The sequence below is a fragment of the Thalassotalea fonticola genome (assembly GCF_032911225.1).
GTDB classification, from domain to species: Bacteria; Pseudomonadota; Gammaproteobacteria; order Enterobacterales; family Alteromonadaceae; genus Thalassotalea_A; species Thalassotalea_A fonticola.
In genome coordinates this window covers 3,210,460-3,236,219 of the sequence record NZ_CP136600.1, presented here as the reverse complement: position 1 = coordinate 3,236,219, position 25,760 = coordinate 3,210,460, and the positions used below count along the sequence as shown (strand labels likewise).

Here is a 25,760-nt window from a genome sequence, read left to right as displayed (position 1 = left end):
ACAAAGGAAATACAATGCCTAAATTGAAATCAGCAACGTCTACCCAAGGTCGTAATATGGCGGGAGCACGTGCTTTATGGCGCGCTACCGGTATGACAGATGGCGACTTTGGCAAGCCAATTGTTGCTGTAGTGAATTCATTCACTCAATTTGTTCCTGGTCATGTACATTTAAAAGACATGGGCCAGTTAGTGGCAGGCGCAATTGAAGAAGCAGGTGGTGTAGCTAAAGAGTTTAATACCATTGCTGTTGATGACGGTATTGCTATGGGACACAGCGGTATGCTTTACAGTTTACCGTCGCGCGATCTTATAGCTGATTCTGTAGAATATATGGTAAATGCCCATTGCGCTGATGCCATGGTATGTATTTCAAACTGTGACAAAATCACCCCGGGCATGTTGATGGCCGCGATGCGCCTTAACATTCCTGTTATTTTTGTTTCTGGCGGTCCAATGGAAGCCGGTAAAACTAAGCTTTCCGACCAAATAATTAAACTCGATTTAGTTGATGCGATGATCCAAGGTGCCGATCCAACAGTATCTGACGCACAATCTGACCAAGTAGAACGTTCAGCCTGTCCAACTTGTGGTTCATGCTCTGGTATGTTCACCGCTAACTCAATGAACTGTTTAGCCGAAGCATTAGGTTTAGCGCTTCCGGGTAACGGCTCTATGTTAGCCACTCATGCCGATCGTGAAAAACTGTTCTTAAAGGCCGGTAAGCAGATCGTTGAATTAACTAAGCGTTACTACCAAGATAACGATGAGTCAGCACTACCACGTAATATTGCCAATAAAGCTGCTTTTGCAAATGCCATGTGTCTCGATATTGCGATGGGCGGTTCAACCAATACCATCTTGCATTTACTCGCCACAGCACAAGAAGCTGAAATAGATTATACCATGGAGGACATGGATAAATTATCACGCATTGTGCCGCAGTTATGTAAAGTTGCGCCATCAACGCCTGAATATCATATGGAAGATGTGCATCGTGCCGGCGGGGTAATCGCTATCTTAGGTGAATTAGCACGCGCTAATTTATTAACTACCGATGTGCCAAATGTATTAGGTACTACATTAGCTGATGTAATTGCTAAATATGATATTACGGTCACAGACGATGAAGACGTTAAAAAATTCTACCGCGCAGGACCTGCTGGTATTCGTACCACAAAAGCATTTAGCCAAGATTGTCGCTGGGATACCTTAGATGATGACAGAGAAAATGGTTGTATTCGTAATCTAGAAAATGCTTTTTCTACAGAAGGTGGTTTAGCAGTACTCTCAGGTAATATTGCTGTCGACGGTTGTGTTGTTAAAACAGCTGGCGTGTCAGACGATAACCTGACTTTTACTGGTCCGGCACATATTTTTGAAAGCCAAGATGCTGCCGTAGCGGGTATTTTAGATGGCAAAGTAGTGGCTGGCGAAGTAGTTGTTATACGTTATGAAGGCCCTAAAGGTGGTCCTGGTATGCAAGAAATGCTTTACCCAACGACTTATTTAAAATCGATGGGCTTAGGTAAGGCATGTGCGTTGTTAACTGATGGTCGTTTCTCTGGTGGTACGTCAGGTTTATCAATTGGTCATGTGTCGCCAGAAGCTGCAGCCGGTGGAACTATTGGCTTAGTTGAGCAAGGCGACATTATTCATATCGATATTCCTAACCGTTCGATTAAATTAGAACTTTCTGAAGAAGTTCTTGCAGCACGTCGTGTGGCGATGGATGCAAAAGGTAGAGATGCCTGGACACCGGTGAATCGAGATCGTCCAATTAGTTATGCGTTAAAGAATTATGCAATGTTAGCAACCAGTGCTGACAAAGGTGCGGTTAGAAATCGTGAATTGCTAGACCAGCTAGGTTATTAAGGTTGGATAGGTGAAATCATGGCGACCAATACTGCGGTAGATGCGCTTATTAAAAAAGGAGAACAGGCGATGAGAGATATTGGTTTAGAATATTTACGTCGAATTTTAATGGCTCCTGTTTACGATGTTGCCGTTGAAACTGAACTTACCAGTTGCACAAAGCTATCTACCAAACTTGGTAACGAAATTTATTTGAAGCGTGAAGATCAACAACCTGTTCATTCATTTAAATTGCGCGGTGCTTATAATAAGCTTGCGCAATTGCCGAAAGAGCAAAGCCAGCATGGTGTTATTGCCGCATCTGCAGGAAATCATGCGCAAGGTTTAGCGTTAGCGGCTAAAAAGCTAGGCATCAAAGCCACTATTTTTATGCCTATCACTACGCCTGATATCAAAGTCGACAATGTTCGCCGCTTTGGCGCGGAAGTACGTTTAGTTGGTAAAAGTTTTAACGAAGCTCAGCAGGCCTCAATGGAATATGCTGAGCAAGAAAATAAAACTATTATTCACCCATTTGATGATCCAGATGTGATTGCCGGACAAGGAACTGTTGCCAAAGAATTAATGCAACAATTACCCAATGCTGATGTTGTCTTTATTCCTGTTGGTGGCGGAGGTCTGCTTGCCGGGATGGCGGTTTATTTAAAGCAGTTATCACCAAACACTAAAGTTATTGGTGTTGAAGCTGAAGATTCAGCGTGTCTAGCCGCGGCAATGGTAGCTGGAAAACCGGTTGATTTAGACCATGTAGGCCTATTTGCTGATGGTGTGGCAGTAAAGCGTATTGGCAGTAATACCTTTTCGCTTATTAAGAATTTTTGTGATGAAGTTATTACTGTTTCCAGTGATGAGATTTGCGCATCCATAAAAGATATTTTTGAGCAAACTCGAGTTATTGCCGAGCCCGCCGGAGCTTTATCTTTGGCCGGGTTGACTAAATATTGCCAAACCAGTTCTGGCAATGAAAAGTTAGCGGCAGTACTGTCTGGCGCTAATATGAATTTTCATTCACTGCGTTATGTTTCAGAGCGTTGTGAGTTAGGTGAACAAAAAGAAGCGGTGCTCTCTGTCGTTATTCCAGAAGAAAAGGGCAGTTTCCGCCGTTTTTGTCAGTCTCTGAATGGCAAGGCGATCACTGAATTTAATTATCGATATGCCGATGCATCACAAGCACACATCTTCGTTGGTGTGCGTTTGAGTGAAGGTAAGGCTGAGCTTGAACAGCTTATTCAGCACTTAACTGAGCAAGGCTACCAAGTCAGTGACTTTACCGATAATGAACTGGCTAAACTGCATGTACGTTATATGATTGGCGGGCAAGCGACAGCACCACAAAATGAACGATTATTTAGATTCGAATTTCCAGAATATCCAGGTGCGTTAGAGAAGTTTTTAGATACCTTGGGTGAGCTGTGGAATATATCGCTATTTCATTATCGAAACCATGGCGCAGCCTTTGGTCAAGTTCTGGCCGGAATTGAAGTGAACAATGAAAATCAGTTGGCATTTTTCCGTCACATAAAAGATTTAGGTTTCAACTATAAAGAAGAAACTGATAACCCAGCTTATCAGGCATTCTTGAGTAAATAGACTGAGTTCGGGATAAATAGCAACTACAGTAATAAATCGGCTTTGATAGGGGTAAATTTATCACACGCTATTAGTAGTGAGTTGGCTGTCAATTGTTCAACTCCTACTACTTCAACTTCGCATTTGTATTTACTGCGCAGTTTATTTACCAGTAAATCAAAATCCCCATCGCCTGACAATAAAATGACTTTATCTGCTTTTGGCCCATATTCAATGGCATCTAATGTTATGCCAACATCCCAATCACCTTTGGCACTACCGTCTTTACGCTGAATGTAAGGTTTAAGTTTTACCTCAAAACCAATAGCCCGAAGAATGTTTTGAAATTGTCGCTGCTTTTCGTTGCCTGAATCTATGGCATAGGCATTAGCCTTAATAATTTGATGATTAGCACCGGCATAAGCCCAAAACGTATTGTAGTCAAAGCTGCGATTAAACCCTTGGCGACAGGTATAATAAATGTTTTGCACATCGACGAAAATTGCTACGGTTTTTCCAGAGGCTTCAGGCATGAAATATTTAATCTATAAAGTTATTTTGCTATTAGTTTACGCGATTAATTACATTAATTCAGACAAATGACAATATTCGTCTTATAATCTTGATGTAAAAAATTGAATCAATACCCATCTTCATAACACAGTAGAAAGGTTTCTCATGATAAAAGTAAACGACACTATTCCAGCAGGCACATTACAACAGCTCACTGCTAGCGGTATGGAAAATCACAACAGCGATGAATTATTTGCCAATAAAAAAACAGTGATGTTTGCGGTGCCGGGGGCATTTACGCCAACATGTTCAGTATCTCACTTACCTGGCTATGTGGTTAACTTTGATGCATTTAAAGCCAAAGGTGTAGATCAAATTATATGTTTATCGGTAAATGATGCCTTTGTAATGGAAGCATGGGGAAATGCTCAAAATGCTGAGCACTTAATGATGTTAGCTGATGGCGATGGTAGCTTTACCAAATCATTAGGCTTAACAATGGATACAGCAAGCTTTGGCGGTTTGCGTTCTCAACGTTACGCCATGGTAATTGAGAACGGTGTTGTTACGCATCTTCATGTAGAAGCACCGAAAGAATTTGAAGTAAGTACCGCTGAAAGCATACTTGCCGTACTTTAATAAAAAATAGTAAAGAGATTATTATGTTAAAAAAAGAAATGGTTCAGCAATTAAACAGCCAAATTAATTTAGAATTTTATTCATCAAATTTGTACCTGCAAATGAGTGCCTGGTGTGAAGACAAAGGCTTTGAAGGTGCTGCGGCATTCATGCATAAGCATGCTATTGAAGAAATGCAACATATGAACCGTCTTTTCACTTATGTTAGTGAAACTGGCGCGATGCCAATTTTAGGTGCTATCGAAGCTCCGCCGCATGAATTTAAATCTCTTGTTGATGTATTTCAGGCGACTTATGAGCATGAGTGTTTAATTACTGAGAAAATTAACTCATTAGCGCATTTTGCTTTTACAAACCAAGACTATTCAACCTTTAACTTTTTACAATGGTTTGTTTCTGAACAACATGAAGAAGAAACGTTGTTTAAAAGCATCATTGATAAAATTGAATTGGTTGGTAACGATGGTCACGCATTATTCTTTGTTGATAAGGATTTAGCTGAAATGGCTAAGCAAGGCTCAACTTCAGCAGTACCTGAACCAGGCATGTAAATGGCACTTGAAAAAGTAGATGTAGTTGTTATTGGCGCCGGCGCTGCCGGCCTAATGTGTGCTATTAATGCCGGCTACCGTGGCCGCAGCGTTGCGGTAGTTGATATGGGTAAAAAGCCCGGCCGAAAAATCATCATTAGTGGTGGCGGTCGTTGTAATTTTACCAATCAAAATGCCGAGCCGGATAACTACCTTTGTACTAATCCCCACTTTGTAAAGTCGGCGCTGAGCCGTTACACCCAATACGATTTTATCGATATGGTTGAACGCCATGGTGTTGAATATCATCATAAAACTTTAGGCCAGCTATTTTGTGATGACTCGGCACATAATATTGTTGATATGCTTTTAACTGAGTGCGACTGGGCCGGAGTAAGTATTCACCTTCAATCTGAAGTGCATAAAGTAAACAAGACTGATGATGGTTATATTGTTACCACTAATGGCAAAGATTTTCACTGTCAGTCATTAGTTGTTGCTGCTGGTGGATTAACCATGCCGAAGCTTGGTGCAACCCCAATTGGTTATAAAATTGCCGAGCAGTTTGGTTTAAAGGTTTTACCAACATGTGCAGCCTTAGTGCCTTTTACTTTGCATGAGCAAGACAAGCAACGCTTCGATGGCTTATCAGGCATCAGTGTCGACAGCATTGTTAGCAGTGAAGATGGCACTAGCTTTCGAGAAAACATCTTATTTACCCATCGTGGCTTATCTGGCCCGGCAATTTTACAAATTTCATCGTTTTGGCAAGCTGGCCAATCAGTGAGTATCAATTTAATTCCTGATTTTGATTTAGAGCAGCGACTGCAAGATATTCGCCAAGAAAGCCCACAACGAGCATTAAAAACAGTGTTAAGCCACTTGTTGCCTAAGCGATTAATTGAACGTTTATATGACGCAGAGGAACTGCCAGATAAACCAATGAATCAATTAAACCATCATGAGTTTAAAGACATTGCTAATTACTTTCATCATTGGCAAATAAAACCTAATGGCACCGAAGGTTATCGTACTGCTGAGGTCACTTTAGGCGGCGTCGATACTGACGAACTATCCTCAAAAACCATGGAAAGTAAAAAGGCCTCTGGCTTATATTTTATTGGTGAAGTAGCCGACGTAACCGGCTGGCTTGGTGGTTACAATTTCCAATGGGCCTGGTCGAGCGGCTGGGCGGCAGGGCAAGTTGTTTAGTTGGAATTAATAAACATTGAACTCTTAATAATTAGTTTGAATTTATTGTAATTATAAAATTAGACAAAAATCAATTATTAGAAATAAGCTTTATTACAATTCGCCCATATATTCAAATGTAGCAGCTCATATTTGAGCTGACACTTTTACCTATCAGTTTTGACCTAGTCGTACAATTGGTTAGGTCAAGATATGCCACAAACCGGAAATGAAATTATTACAATGTTTAACTATGGGATGACTGCAAACTTCGCAAAGCTGAATTGAGTAGCAGCTCAGAGTAAACTTCTGTTGTTGGCTTGATAGCAGTCATTACTTTTGTGGGCACTAATTAATAAAATTACTTTCAACCTAAGAGTCCAGCGGATTTTTGAAATTTAGGCAGCTGCATAGCCTCTTTCATAAATATATATGATCGTAAAGTTGAACGGGCCATTATCGAACAGGTCAACAACAAAACCGAACATTAGCCACACATATGCATGGCTCAGAAACTGTATTGCATTGATTTTATTCACTTAATTATATTGGCATGGTAATAGCTTCCTATAGTTCATTCTCTGCAACAAAAAAAGTAAAGTGATGAAATTAAAACCTGGATTGTTCAATTTATTAGTTATTGCGCTTATTACCGCAGCATTAAGTGGTTGCCAATTATTTCAAGCCGCAAAATTCACTTATGCCAACGCCACTTCGACACATAAGTGGCTCAGTAATAGCAACACCACACAGATACCGTTTACCTTGGTTTCTGATTTGATCATTGTGCCGGTCAGTATAAATGGAAGTGAACCACTGAATTTTGTTTTCGACACAGGAGCTGCAGCTACTGTTATTTTAGAAAGTAACGATACTCATTCATTAGAGTTAAAATCAGACACTAAATTAGACATCTCTGGTGGTGGTGAAAGCTTTCAATCAATCGCCAATGTAGTGCCAAATATAAATGTAACTCTAGGCGATATTGAATTAATAGAGCAAACTATTATTCACCTCCCCGTTAGCTCTGTCCCTTTTTTTAAGGATCGTGATTCCGTTTTCTTTGACGGCATTATTGGTTATGACTTTTTAAAAAGATTTGCCATCAAAGTTGATTACGATAAAGCGATAATTACCCTGTCGGAGCAGACTGATTATGCTAAAGCAGAGATAGAACATGATAAAAGTTGGCACCCGTTACCAATATCAATCGAAGGCGGTATGTCCTATGTCTCCGTTGATGCACAGCTAAGCACGAAACAAGTAACGCCTTTAAAGCTACTTATCGATACTGGTTTTTCTGGTACTTTTGAAATAGTTCAAGCGCAGCATGAAAATTATTTGGCACCTTATTATCCATCAAGAATTCAAGGACTAAATGGCTATAGCACTGTGCATGTGTCTAATAGTAAATCACTATCATTAGGACGTTATAGTAAAAACAATGTGCCTGTTCTATTTAATATGTCGAGCAATAAAGACGTCGAAAATAGTGAATTGCTAGGTAATCAGTTTCTTAAGCATTTCAATATTATTTTTGATTACCGCAATGAGCAACTATTTATTAAACCTAACCAGAATTTTGATCGCCCGATTAATTTGGATAAAAGTGGTTTAAGACTAATGCCTCATAAGTTGGGGGCAATCGTAAATGATGTCTCCGCTAAAACAGGTGCTGACAACTTAGGTTTAAAAACAGGCGATATTATTACGAGTTATAACGGTAAGAAAATAACTCCAGAGGGATTCTCGACATTAACTTCAACTTTGGCTTCAAACCTGCAAAGAATAAAGCTCTGCTGGTTATCTAATAGTACAGAGATATGTGATGATTTAGTTTTAGCGTCACGACTTAAGCAGTAGAAGAAAATTAAACTGATAGAAAAATAACCATTTATTTCTAGAATATCTAGTTTTTAAATACAGTTTTAAGAGAGGTAAGCAGAGGGGTGGTGATTAGAAGATTCATCTCTGCTTTCCTTTACAAAGTGATCATCTTCTTAAATGGTTTTGACTCCTAGACTTAGACCGCTTTGTCGCATCAACAGTCATGTCAGAAAGCTTCGCTAAGCGGAAGCAGGACCATAATCATTATGATTGTCAGCTGTAGAATAAACAGCTGACCTAAGGATGAGGGCAGTTAAAAAGTGTTGTTCGGCAATGAGCTTTATTTAAGTTTTAATTCCAATAACATTTGTTGCATTAATGATTTTGCGTATAACCTGGCTCTAGCTTTTATAATACTGCGGTCCGTTTCGTCCCCTTCTTCATAGGTTATAGCCTCCGAACCAAAAGCCTTATAAAACCAGTTATAGCAATAAGGTAGATCTTGATCCCTTCTACGATATTGGTTAAATATCGGTGTTTGATCATTGATATTGTTAATCAAGCGAGGAATGATCCGTGTTTTTGCCATTTGCTCATTTTCTTCATTCAAAATCAGTAAATAAGGTCCATTGTATGAAGTATGAAAGTCGATACCGAACCATATACTTTTATTTTCTTGTTTAACTTTTTCTATGACAAAATTTTTAACAGCGAGGGTTTCTGGTTGAGTGAACGCTTCCCAATCACGGTTTAGATCTTTCCCGTTTGAGTTGTGACGCCAATTACCGTTATCCGCGCCATCAGGATTTAGAAGAGGAAAGGCGTAAATGTTAAACTCTTTTCTAAAGTTCTGGGCTAGATTAGAGACACCCATGACTTCCTCAAAAAACGCCTTAAAAGCAATGACTCCCCCTGGAATTTCTGGTGGGTGTTGTCTCGCAATTAATACTACACTAGGCTTTACACTTTCCTGTTCAGAAGAAACCACGAACAAATCTTGCTTTAAGACTGTTTTACCAACTGAATGTTTTCGAATGTAAGATTTATTTGATATAAATTTGTCTAGCCATTCATAAGTATGTTCAGACGATTCTATTTCTTGAGCTGACAACCACAGTTTTTTTGAAGACAATGTAATATCGAACGTTGCAGTAGTGTCACTTTCGCTCAGAATCAATCCCTTAATTGGTCGCCAAATTAAACCATCTTCACTTAATTTTGGAATGTATCTGTGTTTGTACTCGGTGTACTTCAAACTTATCTTAATCGTCTTTTTCTCATCAGCCCAAAGTTGAAAAGCAAAAAAAGAACTAGAATTGGTGGGTATAAATTCAGAACTAATGGTTATTTCATAATGCTCACGGGAAAGTTTCGTAACCTTATTCAACCGGGTGCCGTTGGCTAAATTGCTGAAGTATACGCCTTCTTTATTGAAGTGAGACAATTTTCGTAATTGTTTCCTTTCTGGGGCATTGTGTGCCTTGGCATCCGTTACGCTTAAAGAGCTGACTACGGCTAACAGCAAAAAACATAAAAATGGAATTTTTATAAACATAATTTTATTTTTACATGTAAGACTTATCTGTTTCATATCTCATTTAAGAATTTTCAACGTCGGGGTTAATAATCACTTCATTTTTATATCTTAAGGCTAAAGCGTTTGGGTGGCTCATAGAAATGTAATCAAAATTGACTTTACTATTTTCTACTGTTTTATACTAGGTTGGTAGTAAAAGGTTTGCCAATATGTTTTTTTTGGAGAGTTATAGCCTCTGGTTATTGCTCATACTATATGAGATCTAAGAATAGTGGCTTAATTTGTGCCTTAGTATTAATCAACCAAGGGCGATAATTGGCATAGGTAGAATTGAAAAATTAAAGCTAACGGCTGTTGTAGTCTAAACCGAGCATTTTATGGCTCATTATTTGCAAATTATCATTCCCGTTTTGTCGCATGAACTGTCTAGTCAGAAAACTTCGCTGAGCGGAAGTCGAGGCACCATTGCTATGATTGTCAGCTATAGGATAGACAGCTGACCTAAGAATGGAGAAATTTATGATCCAAACAATCACTGAGCAGGTATAAATTGGAGCTGAATTTTTATTTAATGATCGAGGGTTCCGTTACGAAAACCGGTTCATTTCGGGCAGCTTTCTAGGTTCTGAAAGTTGCACTTATTGGCCTAATTAATTGTACGACGTGGTCAAGACTAATATCCAAAATTGCCAATTATACTACAACTGCAGTGTTTCATCTTGGCTTATATAAAATCGGCCAGTAGCTTTGTTTCAGAGTCTTCAGTACTTAAATTACCATTCGGGTTATACCAGTTACCTGTTCCTTTCGAAGATACTAATCTGATTCAGGTTCTACGGATTTCGCTATTGCGATTTCAGCTCTTTGGCACTCGACAAGTTTCTAATTACCAGTTAAGCGAGCAAACAAAACCTTTCCTATATCAATAATAAGATAGAAATTCACAAGGATTCAAACATAGATATCTTATTTTAACATATCACTTGTATGACAACATACAAGATGATATCTTAAAGTTAATTAAAAAGGTTATAACAACATCAAGGCTAATTATGAGCAATGACCCAAACAAAGAATTATTTACGCTAAAAGATAAAACGGCATTAGTTACAGGTGCTAGCCGAGGTTTAGGGCAGGCATTGGCAATCGGTCTAGCGCAAGCAGGCGCGACAGTCGTTTGTTCTAGTTCAGCCAATGGTGGCACTAAACAAACTCGTGAAAAAATTGAGCAATGTGGACAACTAGCGTTCGAAGTAGCCGCAGATTTATCTGATGCGAGCTCTGTACTGGCGATGGCCGAGACGGCTGAAAGCTTTACCGGTCAAATCGACATTTTGGTTAATGCCGGTGGCACCATTGCCAGGGCGCCTGCGGTTGATTTTCCATTAAGTGACTGGCAGCAAGTGATTAATGTCAATTTGAATGCGACGTTTTTACTCTGTCAGCAATTAGGCAAGGGTATGTTAAAGCGCGGCGAAGGCAAGATTATCAACATTGCGTCAATGCTGTCCTACACCGGTGGCATAACTGTGCCAGCCTACACTGCGAGTAAACATGCTGTGGTAGGAGTCACTAAGGCATTAGCTAATGAATGGGCGAGTAAAAACGTACAAATTAATGCCATCGCTCCCGGCTATTTTAAAACCGATAACACTCAGGCGTTACAGGATGACCCGGTTCGCAATGCCGAAATTGAGAAACGTATTCCAGCCAGTAACTGGGGCGAACCTGAGCAATTAGTAGGCGCCGCAGTATTTTTAGCCAGCGCGGCCAGTGATTATGTCAATGGTCATGTACTTGCCGTAGATGGTGGCTGGTTAGCCAGATAGTCCAAACCGACAATAAATGAAAAAGTTTAAGATGTGAGTGAATAAGATGACAATAAATTATAAAACCCGTTATGCCGTAGGGCAAAATGAAGCCAAGAAATTTGATACCGATGAGATCAGAGACGCATTTTTATTGGCCGATTTGTTTACCGATAACCAGATCAATTTAACCTATACCCACTACGATCGCTATATCGTTGGTGGTGCGGTACCAGTAGACTCGGTACTGGCGTTAGACAGCATTGATCCGTTAAAAGCACAAAACTTTTTAGATCGACGTGAGTTGGGTATTATCAATATTGGCGACACTGGTGTTGTGGAGGTTGATGGACAAGTTTATACGCTGGAAAATAAAGAAGCACTTTACGTAGGTGCCGGAAGCAAAAATGTGATCTTTGGTAGTGAGAATAGCAATAAACCAGCTAAATTTTACTTAAATTCAGCACCTGCGCATTGCTCATACCCGACCAAAAAAGTGAACCGAGACAACGCAAAAGTGCTTGAACTAGGTTCGCTGGAAACTTCTAATGAGCGGACCATTTATCAGTTGATCATCAATGGTGTGGTGGAAACTTGTCAGCTACAAATGGGCTTAACCATGTTAAAACCAGGTAGTGTCTGGAATACCATGCCAGCGCATCAACATGACCGTCGCATTGAAGCATATTTATATTTCGATGTCGCCGAAGAGCAAGCGGTATGTCACTTTATGGGAGAGCCGAAAGAAACACGCCATATTTGGGTAACAAATCAGCAGGCGATTATCTCCCCTGCCTGGTCAATTCATAGTGGCTCAGGTACGTCAAATTATTCGTTTATTTGGGGCATGGCCGGTGAAAATTTGGACTATGACGATATGGATAAATACAGCCCGGCTGAATTAAGATAATTAACCCTGAAATGCCGTGATAAATCACGGCATTTTATTTCGTCCATACATTAAAGATTTTTATTGATTTAATCTCAACGGTGAATACCTTACAGTGTTAATAATTCTGTGAAGCCGATGTCTATGAGTGATGATTTAATGATAGGAAGTACAGCTAATGTCTTTAAAAAATAAACTGCTATTGTCCTTGTGTCTACTCACGCTAGTTGGCTGTAGCTCTGAAAACGACAAAACCGTGCTCCGGGTTGGTCACACATTAGATACCAAGCATGCCGTGCATAAGTCGTTACTGCATATGGCGGCGCAGCTTGAGCACTATTCGGATGGTAATTTAACGTTAAAATTGTACCCTAATGGCCAGCTTGGCTCGGAACGGGAAATGGTTGAGCTGCTACAAATAGGCAGCCTTGCCATGACTAAAGTATCCGCCGCCGCACTGGAAAGCTTTGTTGCTGATATGAAAGTATTCAGCTTACCTTATATTTTTAGCAGTCGAGATCATCGCTGGCAGGTGTTACAAAGCGATATTGGCGAAGACATCTTAGCCTCTCTCGAACAAGCTCATCTGCGCGGACTTGGTTATTTTGACGCCGGTAGTCGCAGTTTTTATACCTGTGATGAAATGGTGAATTCGCCAGCCGATGTAGAGGGTAAAAAAATTCGAGTAATGAACAGCCAAACCGCAGTCAAAATGATTTCAGCCTTTGGCGGTGCCGCCACTCCGATTTCTTGGGGAGAACTATATGCCGCATTACAACAAGGTGTGGTTGACGGTGCCGAAAATAATCCACCAAGTTATTACCTGTCGCGTCACTATGAAATTTGCCCTTATTATTCTTTGAATGAACATACTTCGGTACCCGATGTGGTAGTGAGCTCTAAGCATGTGCTGGACTCATTAACTATGCAGCAGAGACAGTGGTTGAAGCAAGCGATGAATGATGCCGTTCAGCTGCAAAAATCATTATGGCTTAAGGCCGAAACTGAAGCCTTAGCCGCGGTAAAAGCGGCTGGAGTAGAAGTTATTTATCCCGATAAAACCCCGTTTTTTGAGGCCGTAGTGCCATTCCATCAGTCGTTTAACAATACTTTGGTTGGCGATTACCTGGAACGCATATCTGTCAGCAAACCTAAAGCAGGTACAAGCAATGAATAAAATAATTTCAGCCATCGATAAACTATTGCAGTTAAGCCTGATTGCAATGATCAGTACCATCATTTTGGCGGTGTTGTGGCAAGTGCTGTCGCGGTATTTATTGCAATCACCAAGTTCTGGCTCAGAAGAAATAGCCCGCTTTTTATTGATTTGGATTTCTTTGCTCGGCGCCGTTTATAGTTATCGAATGAAAATGCATTTAGGGCTCGATGTCTTGGTTAAAAAAATGCAACCAAAACAAGAGCTGGCAACGCAATTATTGTGTCATTTTCTGGTACTAGCATTTTCAGTGTCTGTATTGTTTTTGGGCGGCATTAACTTGGTGATATTGACCTTTAATCCTGTGCAAATTTCTGCCGCGTTAGGCATTCATATGGGCTATGTCTACATGGTATTGCCATTATCCGGCGTGCTAATGAGTCTGTCTGCCTTAAATGAATTGGTCACAACTTGGCAGCAAAGAATGCTACAGAAGGAGGTTCACTAATGGAAGTCAGTGCCTTAATTTTGGTCGTTACATTTTTTGTTTTGTTGGCATTAAACGTACCCATTTCTTTTAGTATTGGTATCGCCACCTTAGCGACTATGCTGTATAGCATCGACTTTGTACCTGCGATAACTACAGTTGCTCAACGCATGGCGGGGGGATTAAATAGCTTTGCTTTATTAGCGATTCCATTTTTTGTCCTCTCAGGCCTGATCATGGGGCAGGGAGGTATCGCAAGACGGTTGATTGAGTGCGCAATGGCGCTAATCGGCATGTTACCGGGTGGTTTGGCATTAGTGAATGTGCTTTCGTGTACCTTGTTCGGTGGTATATCGGGCTCTGCAGTGGCGGCAACCAGCGCTATTGGCAGCTTCATGATCCCAGAGATGGAAAAAAAAGGTTATGAGCGTAACTTTGCGGCTGCTGTTACGGCAACTGCAGCAACTACTGGAATGATCATTCCGCCCAGCAATATACTCATTATTTATGCTATAGCTAGTGGCGGCGTGTCTATTTCGGCGTTATTTATCGCCGGTTATTTGCCTGGTCTATTAGTGGCTTTGGCCTTAATGCTAGTTTGTGTGGTTTATGCGAAAAAGCATAATTTTCCTACCGAGCCAGTATTACCGTTAAAAACCGTAGTGACCAAAGTGGCAGCGGCGATACCGAGTTTGCTATTAATTATCATCGTAATTGGTGGCATTGTTGCCGGCGTATTTACCGCGACCGAAGCCGGCGTCATTGCCGTGCTGTATTCGATGTTTTTATCAATCGTGCTATATAAAGAAGTAAGGGTAAGGCAACTGCCCGATATCCTGTTAAAATCAGTGGGAATTACCGCCATAGTGATGTTTTTAATCGCCAGCTCGTCGGCGATGTCCTGGATATTATCATACGAGAATATTCCTCAGGCGATCACTGATACTATGTTGGCCTTGAGTGAAAATCCATTATTGATTTTGCTGATTATTAATTTGATATTAATTGTCGTTGGCGCTTTTATGGATATGACTCCTGCAGTATTAATATTTACGCCAATTTTCTTACCGGTAGCAGAAAGCATCGGCGTTTCACCTATTCATTTTGGTATCATGATGGTACTAAACCTTTCTATTGGTTTATGCTCACCACCAGTAGGATCAGTCTTATTCGTCAGTTGCTCGGTGGCCAAGACTTCCATTGAGAAGATCATTAAACCGATGATCCCATTGTATTTTGCCATGATAGCCGTGTTAATGCTGGTCACCTTCATACCCGCCATTAGCGAGTGGTTACCGCAAGCAATGGGCTTAATGAAATAATACCAAGCCCAACATTGACGGATTTGGTATAGGCTTTTACATCATCTATAGCAAGTTCATTATCTAATGTATTAATGAATTAGATAATGGACTCGTTATTTTACCTACTGACCAATCTTGCAACTTAGTACTTAGTCCAAGTTTAGTTCTTCAAATCTAATACCATTATGCAGTAAGTATGTAGTCAACTCTGTGCATATACAGATAGGGATAAAGTAGTATCAGGACAGGGCAAACAAAAAAGGTCACAACATAATTGTTGTGACCTTGTATTTTTACCCTAAAAGCAGGGTAGCTTGTAGAGTGAATTAGTTGTTATTTTTTGTTCTTTTTGAATCGTTTAGCAATTTTAATATGACGTTCACGACTATTACCAAGATGCTCGCGAGTGGCAAGTCTTGCGGCTTCGATATCTTTGTCTTCAATCGCCTGAGCGATATTACGGTGCTCTTGTTGGATCAGCGCTAAATAATTGCTTGGTTCATAAGAACGCTCATTATTGGTTATGATTTCTCGTGAAGGGATCACACCTGAGCCGATGTATTCAATAAAGCGGGAAAAATAAGGGTTGCCTGATGCATCAGCAATGGCTAAATGGAATAAAAAGTCTTCTTTTACTGCATCGTTACCCGCTTCGATTTGTTTATCGAAATTATCTAAACATTTCCAAATTGTTTTCATCTGTTTTACACTGCGGTTGCTCGCCGCCATGACCGACATCTCTACTTCAACTGCAATACGCAGCTCCAATATTTTAATGGCGTCATCAACAGAGTTAAATTCTTCTTCTTCAATTTCGAAGGTCTTTTTCGGAGTTGAATTCGCAACAAAAACTCCGACCCCCTGACGACTGATAATTAAACCTTCGGCTTTTAGTGCTGCTATGGCTTCTCGTACCACGCTGCGACTAACGCCAGCTTGTTCTTCAATGACTTTAGCTGCGGGTAATTTAGTGCCTGGTTGCATTTTTCCGCCAACGATTTGTTCACGTAAAGACTCAACAAGCTCATTGGTAAGGCTGCGCGAGTTTTGAAGTTGGCCAACGGCAAATTGCATTTCGGTCATGATTAATCCCTTTATTTCCATTTAGAACTGATGTCTGATAACCATACTACAACAATACAGCTAACATCGCCATTACAATATAATATATTGAAATACTTTAACAAAAAACTAACACTTAGCTAGCCTTTTCAGCAGATTTTGCCCTTGCGAGTCGAAAAAACGCTGCAGCCATAGAGTAATAACCAGATAATAAACTAGCACCTTTTTATTATATCTTGTATGATGTCTTATAAGTTAACATGTTTTATCTATCGAATTTAGAGGTGTAAATTTATGTCCAATTTTGTTGTCATGGGTGAGTGTATGGTTGAATTTTCACCTATGTCCAGTGGCGACTATCGGCAATCATTTGCCGGCGACATATACAACACTGCCGTCTATTTGAAGCGTTTAAACGGGGATGACAGCCAAGTGTCAATTTTAACGGGCATTGGCAATGACTCTTTAAGCGAGCAAATGCTTACAAGGTTTACCAGCGAACAGCTTAATATTGATCTGGTGCAAACGGTTGCCGATCGCATCCTTGGCGCGTATTTAATTAACATATCAGCAGAAGGAGAGCGTAGCTTTGTTTATTGGCGCGAAACGTCCGCCGCTAAACGAACTTTGTCTTTCCTTAGTGAAGATAGCCGGGCACAACTATTAGCCAACACCAATACCTTTTATTTCTCTGGCATATCACTGGCAATAATCGAACCGGAAGAGCGAGAGTTGTTTTGGCAATTGCTACAAGATTTGCAAAGTTCAGGGGTAGACATTGTCTTCGATTCAAATTATCGCCCGCGTTTATGGCAAAGTCAGGAAGATGCGATAGAGCAATACGAACAAGCGCTAAAGTATAGCAATATCGTTTTTGCTGGCGTAGAAGATTTTGAATTGCTAAATGGCTTTAATTCCTACCAGCAAATTAGCCTGTATTTAAGTTCGTATGAGATTGACGAATTAATCATTAAAAATGGTGCGCAAGGGGTGATGTGTCTTTATGACAACGAGCAGGATTTAGTTGCAGTAACCCCAGTTAAGCAAGTGGTTGATAGTACTTCTGCCGGTGATTCATTTAACGCCGGTTATTTATCTGCCCGCTCTAAAGGCCAAAGTGTGGTTGAAGCAGTTAAGCTTGGATGTAAAGTCTCGGGTTTGGTTATTCAGCACAAAGGCGCGATTGTGGCAGCTCCCGTTTTTTCCGACTTTATGTTAAATTTGAAATAATGACTTAAATAACAGCGATAAATAAGCCTTTCTTTTAATAAATTGGCAATATACTCTCAAGCGTTCTGTTCTGTTCTGTTGAACCTAAAAAGTCACTCCTTTGAGCTGAATAATCAATCTTCAGATAATTTATAAACTTCACTGCCAGTAAGCAAAAAATCACCAACGGCATAGATTTGAGTGTCATCCTTTGATCCATTATCAGGAGCATTTCCGATTTGCTGTACCCAGCCGAGTTTACCATTTGGTTGCACCGCATCAATTAATGCGCTCCGGCTAAGCGCGTCTTCATTTTGCGGAAAATGTCTTCGTATTTTGTTTTGTTGAAAGAGCTTAAAGACGCAGGATTAATTACTTTTAAATGTTTAATTATGGTGATATGCTTATATGACATCAGACTTCTCCGTGTCGGATATTGAAAAGAACTATTGTGCTAGCGATATATGCCGACAAGAAATGATAAGAGAAACCTGTTAGTTATTAAGTAAGAGAGGATTGAAATTGATGAAATTTGTAAAGGTATTTTTCGGCTGTTTAGTTATTTTATTAACAGCTTGCAATAAAGACAATGCAACCGAGAAGCGCGATTTAGATAGCAGTGCTTCAACGAGGGGGAAGCCCAATTTGATCATATTTTACATCGATGATCTAGGTTATGGAGACGTCTCCTCCTACGGTGCTGCAGGTGTAAATACGCCTAATATCGATTCACTGGCAAGTAAAGGTGTTAAGTTTACTGACGCACATAGTACTGCCGCAACATGTACACCATCTCGTTACTCTCTGCTAACAGGGGAGCATGGCTTTCGTAGTAATGCGGCTATTTTACCAGGTGATGCACCAGCACTGATCCCTCCAGGAAAACCAACATTACCAAGATTATTAAAAAAGGCTGGGTACACCACAGGGGTTGTCGGTAAATGGCATTTGGGTTTAGGTGATGGTTTTGTCGATTGGAACAAAGCAGTAAAACCAGGGCCACTTGAAATCGGTTTTGACTATAGCTTCTTGTTGCCTGCTACAGGTGACCGTGTGCCTACAGTATATTTAGAAAACCACCATGTCGTTAATCTAGATTTAAAAGATCCCATTGAAGTCAGTTATAGTGAAAAAGTAGGAGATCGACCTACGGGAATTGATCATCCTGAATTATTAAAATTCAAAGCGGATAAACAGCATAGTCAAACTATCATTAACGGTATTAGTCGTATTGGCACTATGAGTGGTGGGGAAAACGCTTTATGGATTGATGAGCAATTCCCCGATGTTTTTACTTCAAAAGCTGTTGAGTTTATTCGCAAAAATAAGAAAAATCCTTTCTTTCTATTTCACTCATTTCACGATATTCATGTGCCACGTGTACCAAATCCTAGATTTAAAGGAAAAAGCATGATGGGCCCTCGTGGAGACGCCATTGTGCAAATGGACTGGATGGTTGGCGAAGTTATGAAAGAGCTAAAAATACAAGATTTATTAGAAAACACTCTGGTGATGTTTACCAGTGATAATGGACCTGTGTTAGACGATGGTTATGACGATAAGGCGCTTGAAATGTTAGGTAAGCATCGGCCATCAGGTCCGCTTAAGGGGGGAAAATACAGTGCCTTCGAAGGTGGAACACGCATGCCAATGATTGTTTATTGGTCAGGAAAAACTAAAGCTTTGGTGAGTGATGCCTTGATCTCACAAGTTGATATTTATGCATCAATGGCAAGCTTATTAGGGATAGAATTGGCAAGCGATGAAGCAATTGATAGTCAAAATTTAATGGATGCTTGGTTAGGTAAAACCACAACAGCGAGAGACTATATGATTGAGGAGTCTGTTGGTACCTTGTCATTAAGAAAAAATCAGTGGAAATATATTATACCGATCCCTACAGATAAAATATTGCCAGCATGGTTATCTAATAAAGACATTGAAATGGGCTATTCTAAAGAGCCTCAGCTCTACAATCTTGCGATAGACCTTGGTGAGAAAAATAATGTCGCGGCATCTAACCCTAAATTGGTTATTTCTTTGCAGCGTAAAGCCGATGAGTTTATTGCAAAAGGTTTTAGAACTACTGATAACTAAAGGATAAATTATTCGCTAAATGAGGAAACTCATCAAGTTCTATGCAGAACGCTGTGGATCGTAAAAAACTTTATTTAGAGGTCATAAAACAGAAAAGGGGTTACCGCCAGCAAGCAAATATTGGTAGTAGTACTTGTTTGTTCGCAGCCATGTTGAGAAGCAAGGTAACCATAATTTTAGGTTAACTAGAGAGAGTACCATCTTGAAAAATATATTATTGCTCAGCCTTTTTACCTCCGTAGTGCTATCTGCGGGATGCTCAAATCAACAACAAGCTGAACATAGTGAAGTGAAAGCTTACGCCAAATTTGTGCCTGAACGTGAAGATGACTTTGCCTGGGAGAATGATCTGGTTGCCTTTCGCATGTATGGGCCATCCTCAAAATCTACCGGACCTGCCAGTGGCGTAGATTGCTGGTTAAAAAGAGTCAATTATTCCATTCTTGATAAATGGTATGACAATTTCCAAAACAAAATTAGTTACCATGTTGATCGAGGCGAAGGCTATGACCCTTATCACACCGGTACTACCCGCGGCTGTGGTGGTACAGCTATTTGGTTAGAAGGAAAGCCGCAGGCAGCAGGAACATTTAAAGCCTGGCGTATTATCGAAAATAGTAAGCAGCAAGTTAGCTTTGAGCTCGATTACGCCTGGCAAACTGATTTGGGCCAGATCAAGGAAACCAAACGGGTCAGCCTGGCATTAGGCTCGCAACTGTTTGCGGTAGAATCGATGTTTCTACTCAATAACCTGCCGGCAAAGCATTTGAGTATTGCCATTGGTTTATCGACTCATGATGGTGCCGCCAGTGTCTCTTCTGAGCAACAATCTGCCTGGATCGCCACTTGGGAAAAAATAGGTGATTTTCATTTGGGGACCGGCGCTATGGTGGCACCTAATTTAGTCGATGAAATCATCCATCAGGCGAGTGAAGAAAAAGATCAAAGTCATATTTGGTTGGTTTCACATACTGACGAATATGGAAAGTTTCGTTACCAGGCTGGATATGCATGGGAAAGAGCAAATCAAATAACATCGAAGCAAGCTTGGCACGAATATTTACAACAATACAATACAGTTAAATAAAAAACATCTATACATTAACGGTTTAATAAGCCTGAGTTAATAATTCGGTTCTACTCCCAAGGATGGGGTTAACCAATCTAAATACTCTGCATATAGCCGGATAATTTATTAATTTCTCGCCATTCATCTTAGCATATAAACCTTTTCCGGTTCAGCTACGCCAATATCTTTCGTGCGCGCTACTACATGATTTAGGATATTAAGGGGGATGTGTAGCGCAGGAGAAATATTAAACGGTTTATCATCAGTAGGTTTAAGTTAAAAGAGAGTTATTGTTGTATATGATAACAATCGGCATAAGTATATATTCAATTCATCCCTTATGCCGATTGCTGCTACCTGCTATGCTGACGCCAAAACAAGATTAATTACGCTAAGAACTTACGGCTTTGATAAACGAACTGACCATCAATAATGGTTGCCTGAACGTTATAGGCATCATCAACAACGGTCAGGCAAGCGCGTTTTCCTGCAACGATACTGCCTAATGAATCTCCTAACCCTAAAAATTGAGCCGGTACTAAGCTTGCCATATGTACCGCTTCCAGCGCCGGTATATTGGCTAGGTTGATTAAATTGGCAACTGCTCGCTCTAAAGTGAGAGTACTGCCAGCTAGTGAGCCACTATCGGTTCGGGCAACGCCATTATCAACGGTGACCTCAAGCATACCTAAGCGGTAAGTCCCATCAGATAAGCCTCCAGCAACAATACAGTCGCTGATTAAACCCATCTTTTTATGCCCTTTTAAGCGGTAAATCATCTGTAAAATAACCGGATGTAAATGTACGCCATCAGCGATCACTTCGACATAGGCATCTTTTTCCATTAAAACCGCACCGGCACATCCTGGATCTCTATGGTGGATTCCTTTCATGCCGTTAAAGACATGAACACCACCACACGCTCCGGCGTGGAGTGCGTTACAGGTTTGCTGATAATCGGCATTGGTATGGCCCAGCATGGGACGAATGCTTTGTGAAGCTAAATATTTAATGATGGCTTCTGAATCGGGTAACTCAGGTGCGAGCGCCATCACTTTTAAGGCACCTTGTGAGGCTTCAATGATGGCATTGATATTGTCTTTGCTTAATGGCAAAAAGTATTTTTCATCATGGGCACCTTTGTGATCTTCGGTAAAAAATAAGCCTTCATTATAAGCCCCTAGCACTTGTGCACCGCCGGGCTGATCATGGTATGCCTGACCAATCGTTGTAAAGGCAGCTAGAGTATTGTCCCAAGTCGAGGTAACTGTCGTACCGAGAAACCCCACCACACCATGTTTTGCCAGTGATGTTGAAATTACTTCAATGGATTCGCGTTTTGCATCCATAATATCGCAGCCTTCCCTGCCATGGATATGCAAATCGAGAAAACCAGGAAGTAGACGATTTTGACCTAAGTCGATGACTTCAATTCCGCTTTCTGCAGTGGCAGTTAGCGCTGAAATCTTGCCATTTTCAATCAACACATAATGGCTATGCAAGACATCATGTTCTGCAAAAACCTGTTTGGCGTGTAAATAGTAACGCTTAGTTAACGACATATTGATTTCCTAACTCTTGACTTCCTAAGATGGCAGCTCCGCGCACACCGCTGGAATCACCAAATGTGGCACGTTTTATCGCTGGAGCACGGATACCGGTGAATAAATGCTTGTTGGTTGCATCCGGCAGGGCATCGAGAATTTCGTCAATTTTTGATAGCCCACCGCCGACGATAATCACGTTCGGATCATAAGACATTACTAAGGATGCAAAAGCTGAACCTAACAGATCCATATAACAGTGGAATGTTTTTTCAGCGATGGCATCATTGGCTTTTAACTGGTCAACAAAATCGGTAGTGCTGTCATTATTGGCACCAAAATGCTGATAAAGCCAGCCCAGCCCAGGACCGGCAATATAGCTTTCAATGCAACCGGTTAAACCACAACCACAGCCTCTAACGGGCAGGTTATAGCGCTCGAGAAGCAGTCCCGATACCGCGACATGGCCATATTCACCGGCAATGTTATTCACTGTTTGGAGTAATTTACCATTTAGGCAAAGGCCACCGCCGGCGCCTGTGCCGATGATGGCACCATAAACCACACTCTGCTTATCTCCTGCACCACCATAACTCTCAGACAGGGTAAACAGGCGGCAATCGTTGGCAATGGCGATATCTCGGCCGATTAACTTTTGCAAATCGGCAGTGATAGATTTTCCGGTAGCGCAAGGCACATTGGCCGATTTCACCTGGTTCTTATTATCGATAATACCGGGCATGCCGATGCCGATGCTGCCTTGTTGGCCTGTTTTATTGTCTGCAGTGAAGATTAACTCGCAGAGCGCAGCAAGAAATTCATCGTAGTTTGTTGTTGGTGTAGCCACTCGCCAGCTGTCGATCATGGCTAATTCGGCGTTGAAAATTCCTATCTCAATTTTAGTCCCCCCTATGTCAATGCCATAGTGAACGGCAGAAGGCGGTATGTTTTTTGGATGTGACATAATGATAACCTTTAGTGCATCTCAAGCGGATATAAGGTAACGCCTTGAACAACACGATTGACTTCCCCGGTAGGGCATGGATTGTCGGGCGTAATATTGGCTTGCATTGATTTGAAAAATGCCAATATTTGGCAATAGAGAATATAAGGTAACCCGGCCCAGACATCGGCGATATCTTCGGCGTGGTTGAAGCTAGCTTTGGTTAATGTGGTGATCGCCAGTGCTTGATCATCACGATGTAACTCGGCCAGTAAATCTTGATCGTAGAGTTTAGTGTAGCTATCACTCGATGAGAAAAATACCACTTCGGTAGATGCGTCCATTAATGACTTTGGCCCATGACGGAAGCCTAAAGGACTTTCAAAGTAACTTAATACTTGTCCGGCCGTTAACTCTAATACTTTAAGGGCCGCTTCACGAGCAATACCCTGTAAGTTACCGGCACCTAAAAATACCAAGCGCTGCGTTGGTTGCTTCGCTTGCTCCTTTAATGCATCCACATTTTTGTCGAGAAAGTTTTCTGCCCATTGCGCGGCGATTTCAAGCTGCTCTGTTTGCGGGGCAAAAATAGCAACCGTGCTCACTAACATCGAAGTAAAACTACTGGTCATGGCAAAACTTTGGTCAAGCGTGCCTTCTGGCATCAGTAGTGAAAACGCGTTATCTTGCTGTTCTGCATTAGTGGCTAAATCGCCCTCTGGATTACAGGTGATAACCAGATGGTAGCAATTATCGACCACTTGCTCGGCTAACTTCACTGCCGCGACACTTTCCGGGCTATTTCCAGAACGGCCATAGGAGATCAACAAGGTGGGAATGGTTTTCAATAGATACTGCGGTGCATTACTGACAATGTCTGTGGTACTGACCGCTTCAAATAAACGACCTGATTGTTGACTTAAATGCGGGGCGATAGCTTCACCAACATAAGCCGAAGTACCGGCACCGGTTAAGATAATACGTAAGTTCGCTTGTGCCAATATAGGTGTTAACCATGCGTCCAGTTCACTTCTTTTGCTATCAACGTTTGCTGCTGCTTCACGCCATATGCGCGGTTGCTGGCATATTTCTTTTGCCGTCCAGTAGCCGTTTTGAGATTTTAAAAATTCTTCGTTGTACGTTAATAATTCACTCATCATTGTTCCTAAATTTGTACTAAATATTTTAATTTGTTTGCTATTGCTTAACTATCGTTTAGCTATTGCTGCCAACACGCCTGTGCATAAGATCCTGTTACTTGCTTTATTTTTGCTTTCACCAATTCTGCTGGTGATACTGTTAAGTCGTTGTTACGAATTGCACGGTACTGCTCAGGTAAGAACTGACTGATTAACGGTAATGGAATACCTGAGTTGCTAAGGTTGGTAAATAAACAGTCCACAGCTTGTTGAATGCGTGGCTGATTCCAGTAATAACGAATTCTGTCGCTGTAACTATATCGGCGATATAGAGTGCCTTTACTGGCGGGAACCGGATAAAAACGTTGCCAGTTTTTTGGCGCTTCTAACATTTCTTGCTCACAAACAGCACGTAAATGTGAACGCTGTTCTACCGGTAACAGTTCATCTTCAATATAAGACAAGGCGAACATCGCCTCTCGCATTGCCAGGGTCAATTGCGGACCTACTTTCAAAACACCGAAGTGATCTTTCACTAAATCAAGGTAGGCTTGATCATTCTGATAATCAGACGAGTGCGCTTCAAAAACAATATTAGGTACCTCTGCAATGCATGCTTTTAGTGCCTGCGCTTTTTCTGATTGATAATCGATGATACTGGTATGATCAAACTCAACTCCAGGCTGCACAACCAAGGCAATGACACGCTGCCACGCATCCTCAAGGCCACGTGCCGAAAACGCATTTTGATGCAGTGCTAAGGTTTGTTTTACCCTGTTTACCGGCGTTAATTCTAATTCCTCGATTTCTTCTGTAGCACCGCCTGGAGGGGGAACTTCGGTTCCTACCACAAAGACTAAATCAGATTTACCAAAGCTATCGATAGCGGTTCGCTCTGCCACGGCGCATAGTATTGCTGCCCGTTCGGCGACAACTTCATCGGCTAAACATTGTGGATCATCGGCACAGCTCATACTGGTATCCAAATGAATTTTTTTAAAGCCGGCGGCGACATAGGTTTTGATTAGTTGCTGAGCTTTGAGCATCGCTTGTTCGGCCGGCTCATCAACCCAACAAACCGGCCCAAGATGATCACCACCCGGGATGATACGCTCTCTAGGGTAGCCTTTGGCATCGGCAATGCTGCCAATAAATTCTAAAAAATCGGCCGGCAACATTCCGGTATAACCGCCGAATTGATTGACTTGATTGGCGGTGGCTTCGATTAATATTGGCGAGTCATCGCTTAGCGCTTGTTCGATAGATGCTTCGATTACCAACGGATGGGCGGAACAGATGGCGTAAATACCACGAGTTTCGCCGTTTCGGTTAGCTTTGATGATGTCAGTGATTTCTTTCATTTTATTTCCTTA

General features: G+C 41.2%; 21 protein-coding genes. 14 read left to right on the top strand and 7 right to left on the bottom strand.

The genetic code is table 11. The features are described from left to right. The first annotated feature begins 14 nt into the window (after positions 1-14). Positions 15-1,874 carry a dihydroxy-acid dehydratase gene (ilvD, locus tag RI844_RS13040; RefSeq protein WP_348395107.1) on the top strand — a complete coding sequence of 620 codons (1,860 nt, stop codon included), beginning with the start codon at positions 15-17 and terminating at the stop codon, positions 1,872-1,874. A 69-nt stretch (positions 1,875-1,943) separates the two neighbouring features. Beyond that, complete coding sequence (gene ilvA / locus RI844_RS13035; RefSeq protein ID WP_348398353.1) at positions 1,944-3,464, top strand: threonine ammonia-lyase, biosynthetic; 1,521 nt, start codon at positions 1,944-1,946, stop codon at positions 3,462-3,464. Positions 3,465-3,487: 23 nt separating this feature from the next. Here ilvA and RI844_RS13030 read toward each other — a convergent pair whose 3' ends face one another. Beyond that, on the bottom strand, positions 3,488-3,976 hold the full coding sequence (locus RI844_RS13030) for a LabA-like NYN domain-containing protein (protein ID WP_348395106.1): 489 nt from the start codon (positions 3,974-3,976) through the stop codon (positions 3,488-3,490). A gap of 145 nt (positions 3,977-4,121) precedes the next feature. Here RI844_RS13030 and RI844_RS13025 point away from each other — a divergent pair, with 145 nt between their 5' ends. The 4 genes from RI844_RS13025 (at position 4,122) to RI844_RS13010 (ending at position 8,179) form a co-directional block, all read left to right on the top strand. After that, positions 4,122-4,595 (top strand): peroxiredoxin, encoded by a 474-nt coding sequence (locus RI844_RS13025; RefSeq protein ID WP_348395105.1) that lies wholly within the window; start codon positions 4,122-4,124, stop codon positions 4,593-4,595. Positions 4,596-4,618: 23 nt separating this feature from the next. Beyond that, on the top strand, positions 4,619-5,146 hold the full coding sequence (ftnA, locus tag RI844_RS13020) for a non-heme ferritin (protein ID WP_348395104.1): 528 nt from the start codon (positions 4,619-4,621) through the stop codon (positions 5,144-5,146). After that, positions 5,147-6,337: a BaiN/RdsA family NAD(P)/FAD-dependent oxidoreductase gene (locus tag RI844_RS13015; protein ID WP_348395103.1), complete on the top strand. Its 1,191-nt coding sequence runs from the start codon at positions 5,147-5,149 to the stop codon at positions 6,335-6,337. It begins immediately after the preceding gene. A 582-nt stretch (positions 6,338-6,919) separates the two neighbouring features. Beyond that, complete coding sequence (locus RI844_RS13010; protein ID WP_348395102.1) at positions 6,920-8,179, top strand: aspartyl protease family protein; 1,260 nt, start codon at positions 6,920-6,922, stop codon at positions 8,177-8,179. A 304-nt stretch (positions 8,180-8,483) separates the two neighbouring features. On the opposite strand, the gene RI844_RS13005 is transcribed toward RI844_RS13010, so the two are convergent. Then, positions 8,484-9,698 carry a M14 family metallopeptidase gene (locus tag RI844_RS13005; RefSeq protein WP_348395101.1) on the bottom strand — a complete coding sequence of 405 codons (1,215 nt, stop codon included), beginning with the start codon at positions 9,696-9,698 and terminating at the stop codon, positions 8,484-8,486. A gap of 1,034 nt (positions 9,699-10,732) precedes the next feature. Between RI844_RS13005 and kduD the strand changes: the two genes are divergently transcribed. From kduD to RI844_RS12980, 5 genes are all read left to right on the top strand, one after another. Beyond that, entirely contained in the window at positions 10,733-11,509 is a 777-nt protein-coding gene (gene kduD / locus RI844_RS13000) for a 2-dehydro-3-deoxy-D-gluconate 5-dehydrogenase KduD (protein ID WP_348395100.1), read from the top strand. Between the two features lie 46 nt (positions 11,510-11,555). Continuing rightward, on the top strand, positions 11,556-12,398 hold the full coding sequence (gene kduI, locus RI844_RS12995) for a 5-dehydro-4-deoxy-D-glucuronate isomerase (RefSeq protein WP_348395099.1): 843 nt from the start codon (positions 11,556-11,558) through the stop codon (positions 12,396-12,398). A 157-nt stretch (positions 12,399-12,555) separates the two neighbouring features. Continuing rightward, the gene (locus tag RI844_RS12990) at positions 12,556-13,554 is read left to right on the top strand and encodes a TRAP transporter substrate-binding protein (RefSeq protein ID WP_348395098.1); all 999 of its coding nucleotides are present in this window, start codon (positions 12,556-12,558) and stop codon (positions 13,552-13,554) included. Continuing rightward, on the top strand, positions 13,547-14,041 hold the full coding sequence (locus RI844_RS12985) for a TRAP transporter small permease (RefSeq protein WP_348395097.1): 495 nt from the start codon (positions 13,547-13,549) through the stop codon (positions 14,039-14,041). The genes RI844_RS12990 and RI844_RS12985 overlap by 8 nt, the downstream gene beginning before the upstream one ends. Next, entirely contained in the window at positions 14,041-15,342 is a 1,302-nt protein-coding gene (locus RI844_RS12980; RefSeq protein ID WP_348395096.1) for a TRAP transporter large permease, read from the top strand. Before RI844_RS12985 ends, RI844_RS12980 begins: the two co-directional genes overlap by 1 nt. A gap of 315 nt (positions 15,343-15,657) precedes the next feature. Here RI844_RS12980 and RI844_RS12975 read toward each other — a convergent pair whose 3' ends face one another. Then, positions 15,658-16,407, bottom strand: a complete 750-nt coding sequence (locus tag RI844_RS12975; RefSeq protein ID WP_348395095.1) for a FadR/GntR family transcriptional regulator — start codon at positions 16,405-16,407, stop codon at positions 15,658-15,660. A 273-nt stretch (positions 16,408-16,680) separates the two neighbouring features. Here RI844_RS12975 and RI844_RS12970 point away from each other — a divergent pair, with 273 nt between their 5' ends. The 3 genes from RI844_RS12970 (at position 16,681) to RI844_RS12960 (ending at position 20,779) form a co-directional block, all read left to right on the top strand. Beyond that, positions 16,681-17,616 carry a sugar kinase gene (locus RI844_RS12970; RefSeq protein ID WP_348395094.1) on the top strand — a complete coding sequence of 312 codons (936 nt, stop codon included), beginning with the start codon at positions 16,681-16,683 and terminating at the stop codon, positions 17,614-17,616. Positions 17,617-18,120: 504 nt separating this feature from the next. Continuing rightward, positions 18,121-19,692 carry a sulfatase family protein gene (locus RI844_RS12965; protein ID WP_348395093.1) on the top strand — a complete coding sequence of 524 codons (1,572 nt, stop codon included), beginning with the start codon at positions 18,121-18,123 and terminating at the stop codon, positions 19,690-19,692. A 202-nt stretch (positions 19,693-19,894) separates the two neighbouring features. Further along, complete coding sequence (locus RI844_RS12960; protein WP_348395092.1) at positions 19,895-20,779, top strand: DUF4861 family protein; 885 nt, start codon at positions 19,895-19,897, stop codon at positions 20,777-20,779. Between the two features lie 368 nt (positions 20,780-21,147). On the opposite strand, the gene nagA is transcribed toward RI844_RS12960, so the two are convergent. From nagA to RI844_RS12940, 4 genes are all read right to left on the bottom strand, one after another. Further along, positions 21,148-22,323 (bottom strand): N-acetylglucosamine-6-phosphate deacetylase, encoded by a 1,176-nt coding sequence (gene nagA / locus RI844_RS12955; RefSeq protein ID WP_348395091.1) that lies wholly within the window; start codon positions 22,321-22,323, stop codon positions 21,148-21,150. Further along, positions 22,310-23,269, bottom strand: a complete 960-nt coding sequence (locus RI844_RS12950; protein ID WP_348395090.1) for an ROK family protein — start codon at positions 23,267-23,269, stop codon at positions 22,310-22,312. Before RI844_RS12950 ends, nagA begins: the two co-directional genes overlap by 14 nt. 11 nt (positions 23,270-23,280) lie before the next feature. Next, on the bottom strand, positions 23,281-24,405 hold the full coding sequence (locus tag RI844_RS12945; protein ID WP_348395089.1) for an SIS domain-containing protein: 1,125 nt from the start codon (positions 24,403-24,405) through the stop codon (positions 23,281-23,283). Between the two features lie 62 nt (positions 24,406-24,467). Continuing rightward, positions 24,468-25,748, bottom strand: coding sequence for a D-tagatose-bisphosphate aldolase, class II, non-catalytic subunit (locus RI844_RS12940; RefSeq protein ID WP_348395088.1), 1,281 nt, complete (start codon positions 25,746-25,748; stop codon positions 24,468-24,470). Positions 25,749-25,760 lie beyond the last annotated feature (12 nt).

What these genes read in the sequence shown, in the direction of transcription:
- RI844_RS12990 (WP_348395098.1), top strand. Translation starts at nt 12,556, where the DNA reads ATGTCTTTAAAAAATAAACTGCTATTGTCCTTGTGTCTACTCACGCTA.
- nagA (WP_348395091.1), bottom strand. Translation starts at nt 22,323, where the DNA reads ATGTCGTTAACTAAGCGTTACTATTTACACGCCAAACAGGTTTTTGCA.
- RI844_RS12945 (WP_348395089.1), bottom strand. Translation starts at nt 24,405, where the DNA reads ATGAGTGAATTATTAACGTACAACGAAGAATTTTTAAAATCTCAAAAC.
- RI844_RS12970 (WP_348395094.1), top strand. Translation starts at nt 16,681, where the DNA reads ATGTCCAATTTTGTTGTCATGGGTGAGTGTATGGTTGAATTTTCACCT.
- ftnA (WP_348395104.1), top strand. Translation starts at nt 4,619, where the DNA reads ATGTTAAAAAAAGAAATGGTTCAGCAATTAAACAGCCAAATTAATTTA.
- RI844_RS12940 (WP_348395088.1), bottom strand. Translation starts at nt 25,748, where the DNA reads ATGAAAGAAATCACTGACATCATCAAAGCTAACCGAAACGGCGAAACT.
- kduI (WP_348395099.1), top strand. Translation starts at nt 11,556, where the DNA reads ATGACAATAAATTATAAAACCCGTTATGCCGTAGGGCAAAATGAAGCC.
- RI844_RS12975 (WP_348395095.1), bottom strand. Translation starts at nt 16,407, where the DNA reads ATGACCGAAATGCAATTTGCCGTTGGCCAACTTCAAAACTCGCGCAGC.
- ilvD (WP_348395107.1), top strand. Translation starts at nt 15, where the DNA reads ATGCCTAAATTGAAATCAGCAACGTCTACCCAAGGTCGTAATATGGCG.
- RI844_RS13025 (WP_348395105.1), top strand. Translation starts at nt 4,122, where the DNA reads ATGATAAAAGTAAACGACACTATTCCAGCAGGCACATTACAACAGCTC.
- RI844_RS13015 (WP_348395103.1), top strand. Translation starts at nt 5,147, where the DNA reads ATGGCACTTGAAAAAGTAGATGTAGTTGTTATTGGCGCCGGCGCTGCC.
- ilvA (WP_348398353.1), top strand. Translation starts at nt 1,944, where the DNA reads ATGAGAGATATTGGTTTAGAATATTTACGTCGAATTTTAATGGCTCCT.
- RI844_RS12965 (WP_348395093.1), top strand. Translation starts at nt 18,121, where the DNA reads ATGAAATTTGTAAAGGTATTTTTCGGCTGTTTAGTTATTTTATTAACA.
- RI844_RS12980 (WP_348395096.1), top strand. Translation starts at nt 14,041, where the DNA reads ATGGAAGTCAGTGCCTTAATTTTGGTCGTTACATTTTTTGTTTTGTTG.
- kduD (WP_348395100.1), top strand. Translation starts at nt 10,733, where the DNA reads ATGAGCAATGACCCAAACAAAGAATTATTTACGCTAAAAGATAAAACG.
- RI844_RS12985 (WP_348395097.1), top strand. Translation starts at nt 13,547, where the DNA reads ATGAATAAAATAATTTCAGCCATCGATAAACTATTGCAGTTAAGCCTG.
- RI844_RS13010 (WP_348395102.1), top strand. Translation starts at nt 6,920, where the DNA reads ATGAAATTAAAACCTGGATTGTTCAATTTATTAGTTATTGCGCTTATT.
- RI844_RS13005 (WP_348395101.1), bottom strand. Translation starts at nt 9,698, where the DNA reads ATGTTTATAAAAATTCCATTTTTATGTTTTTTGCTGTTAGCCGTAGTC.
- RI844_RS12950 (WP_348395090.1), bottom strand. Translation starts at nt 23,269, where the DNA reads ATGTCACATCCAAAAAACATACCGCCTTCTGCCGTTCACTATGGCATT.
- RI844_RS13030 (WP_348395106.1), bottom strand. Translation starts at nt 3,976, where the DNA reads ATGCCTGAAGCCTCTGGAAAAACCGTAGCAATTTTCGTCGATGTGCAA.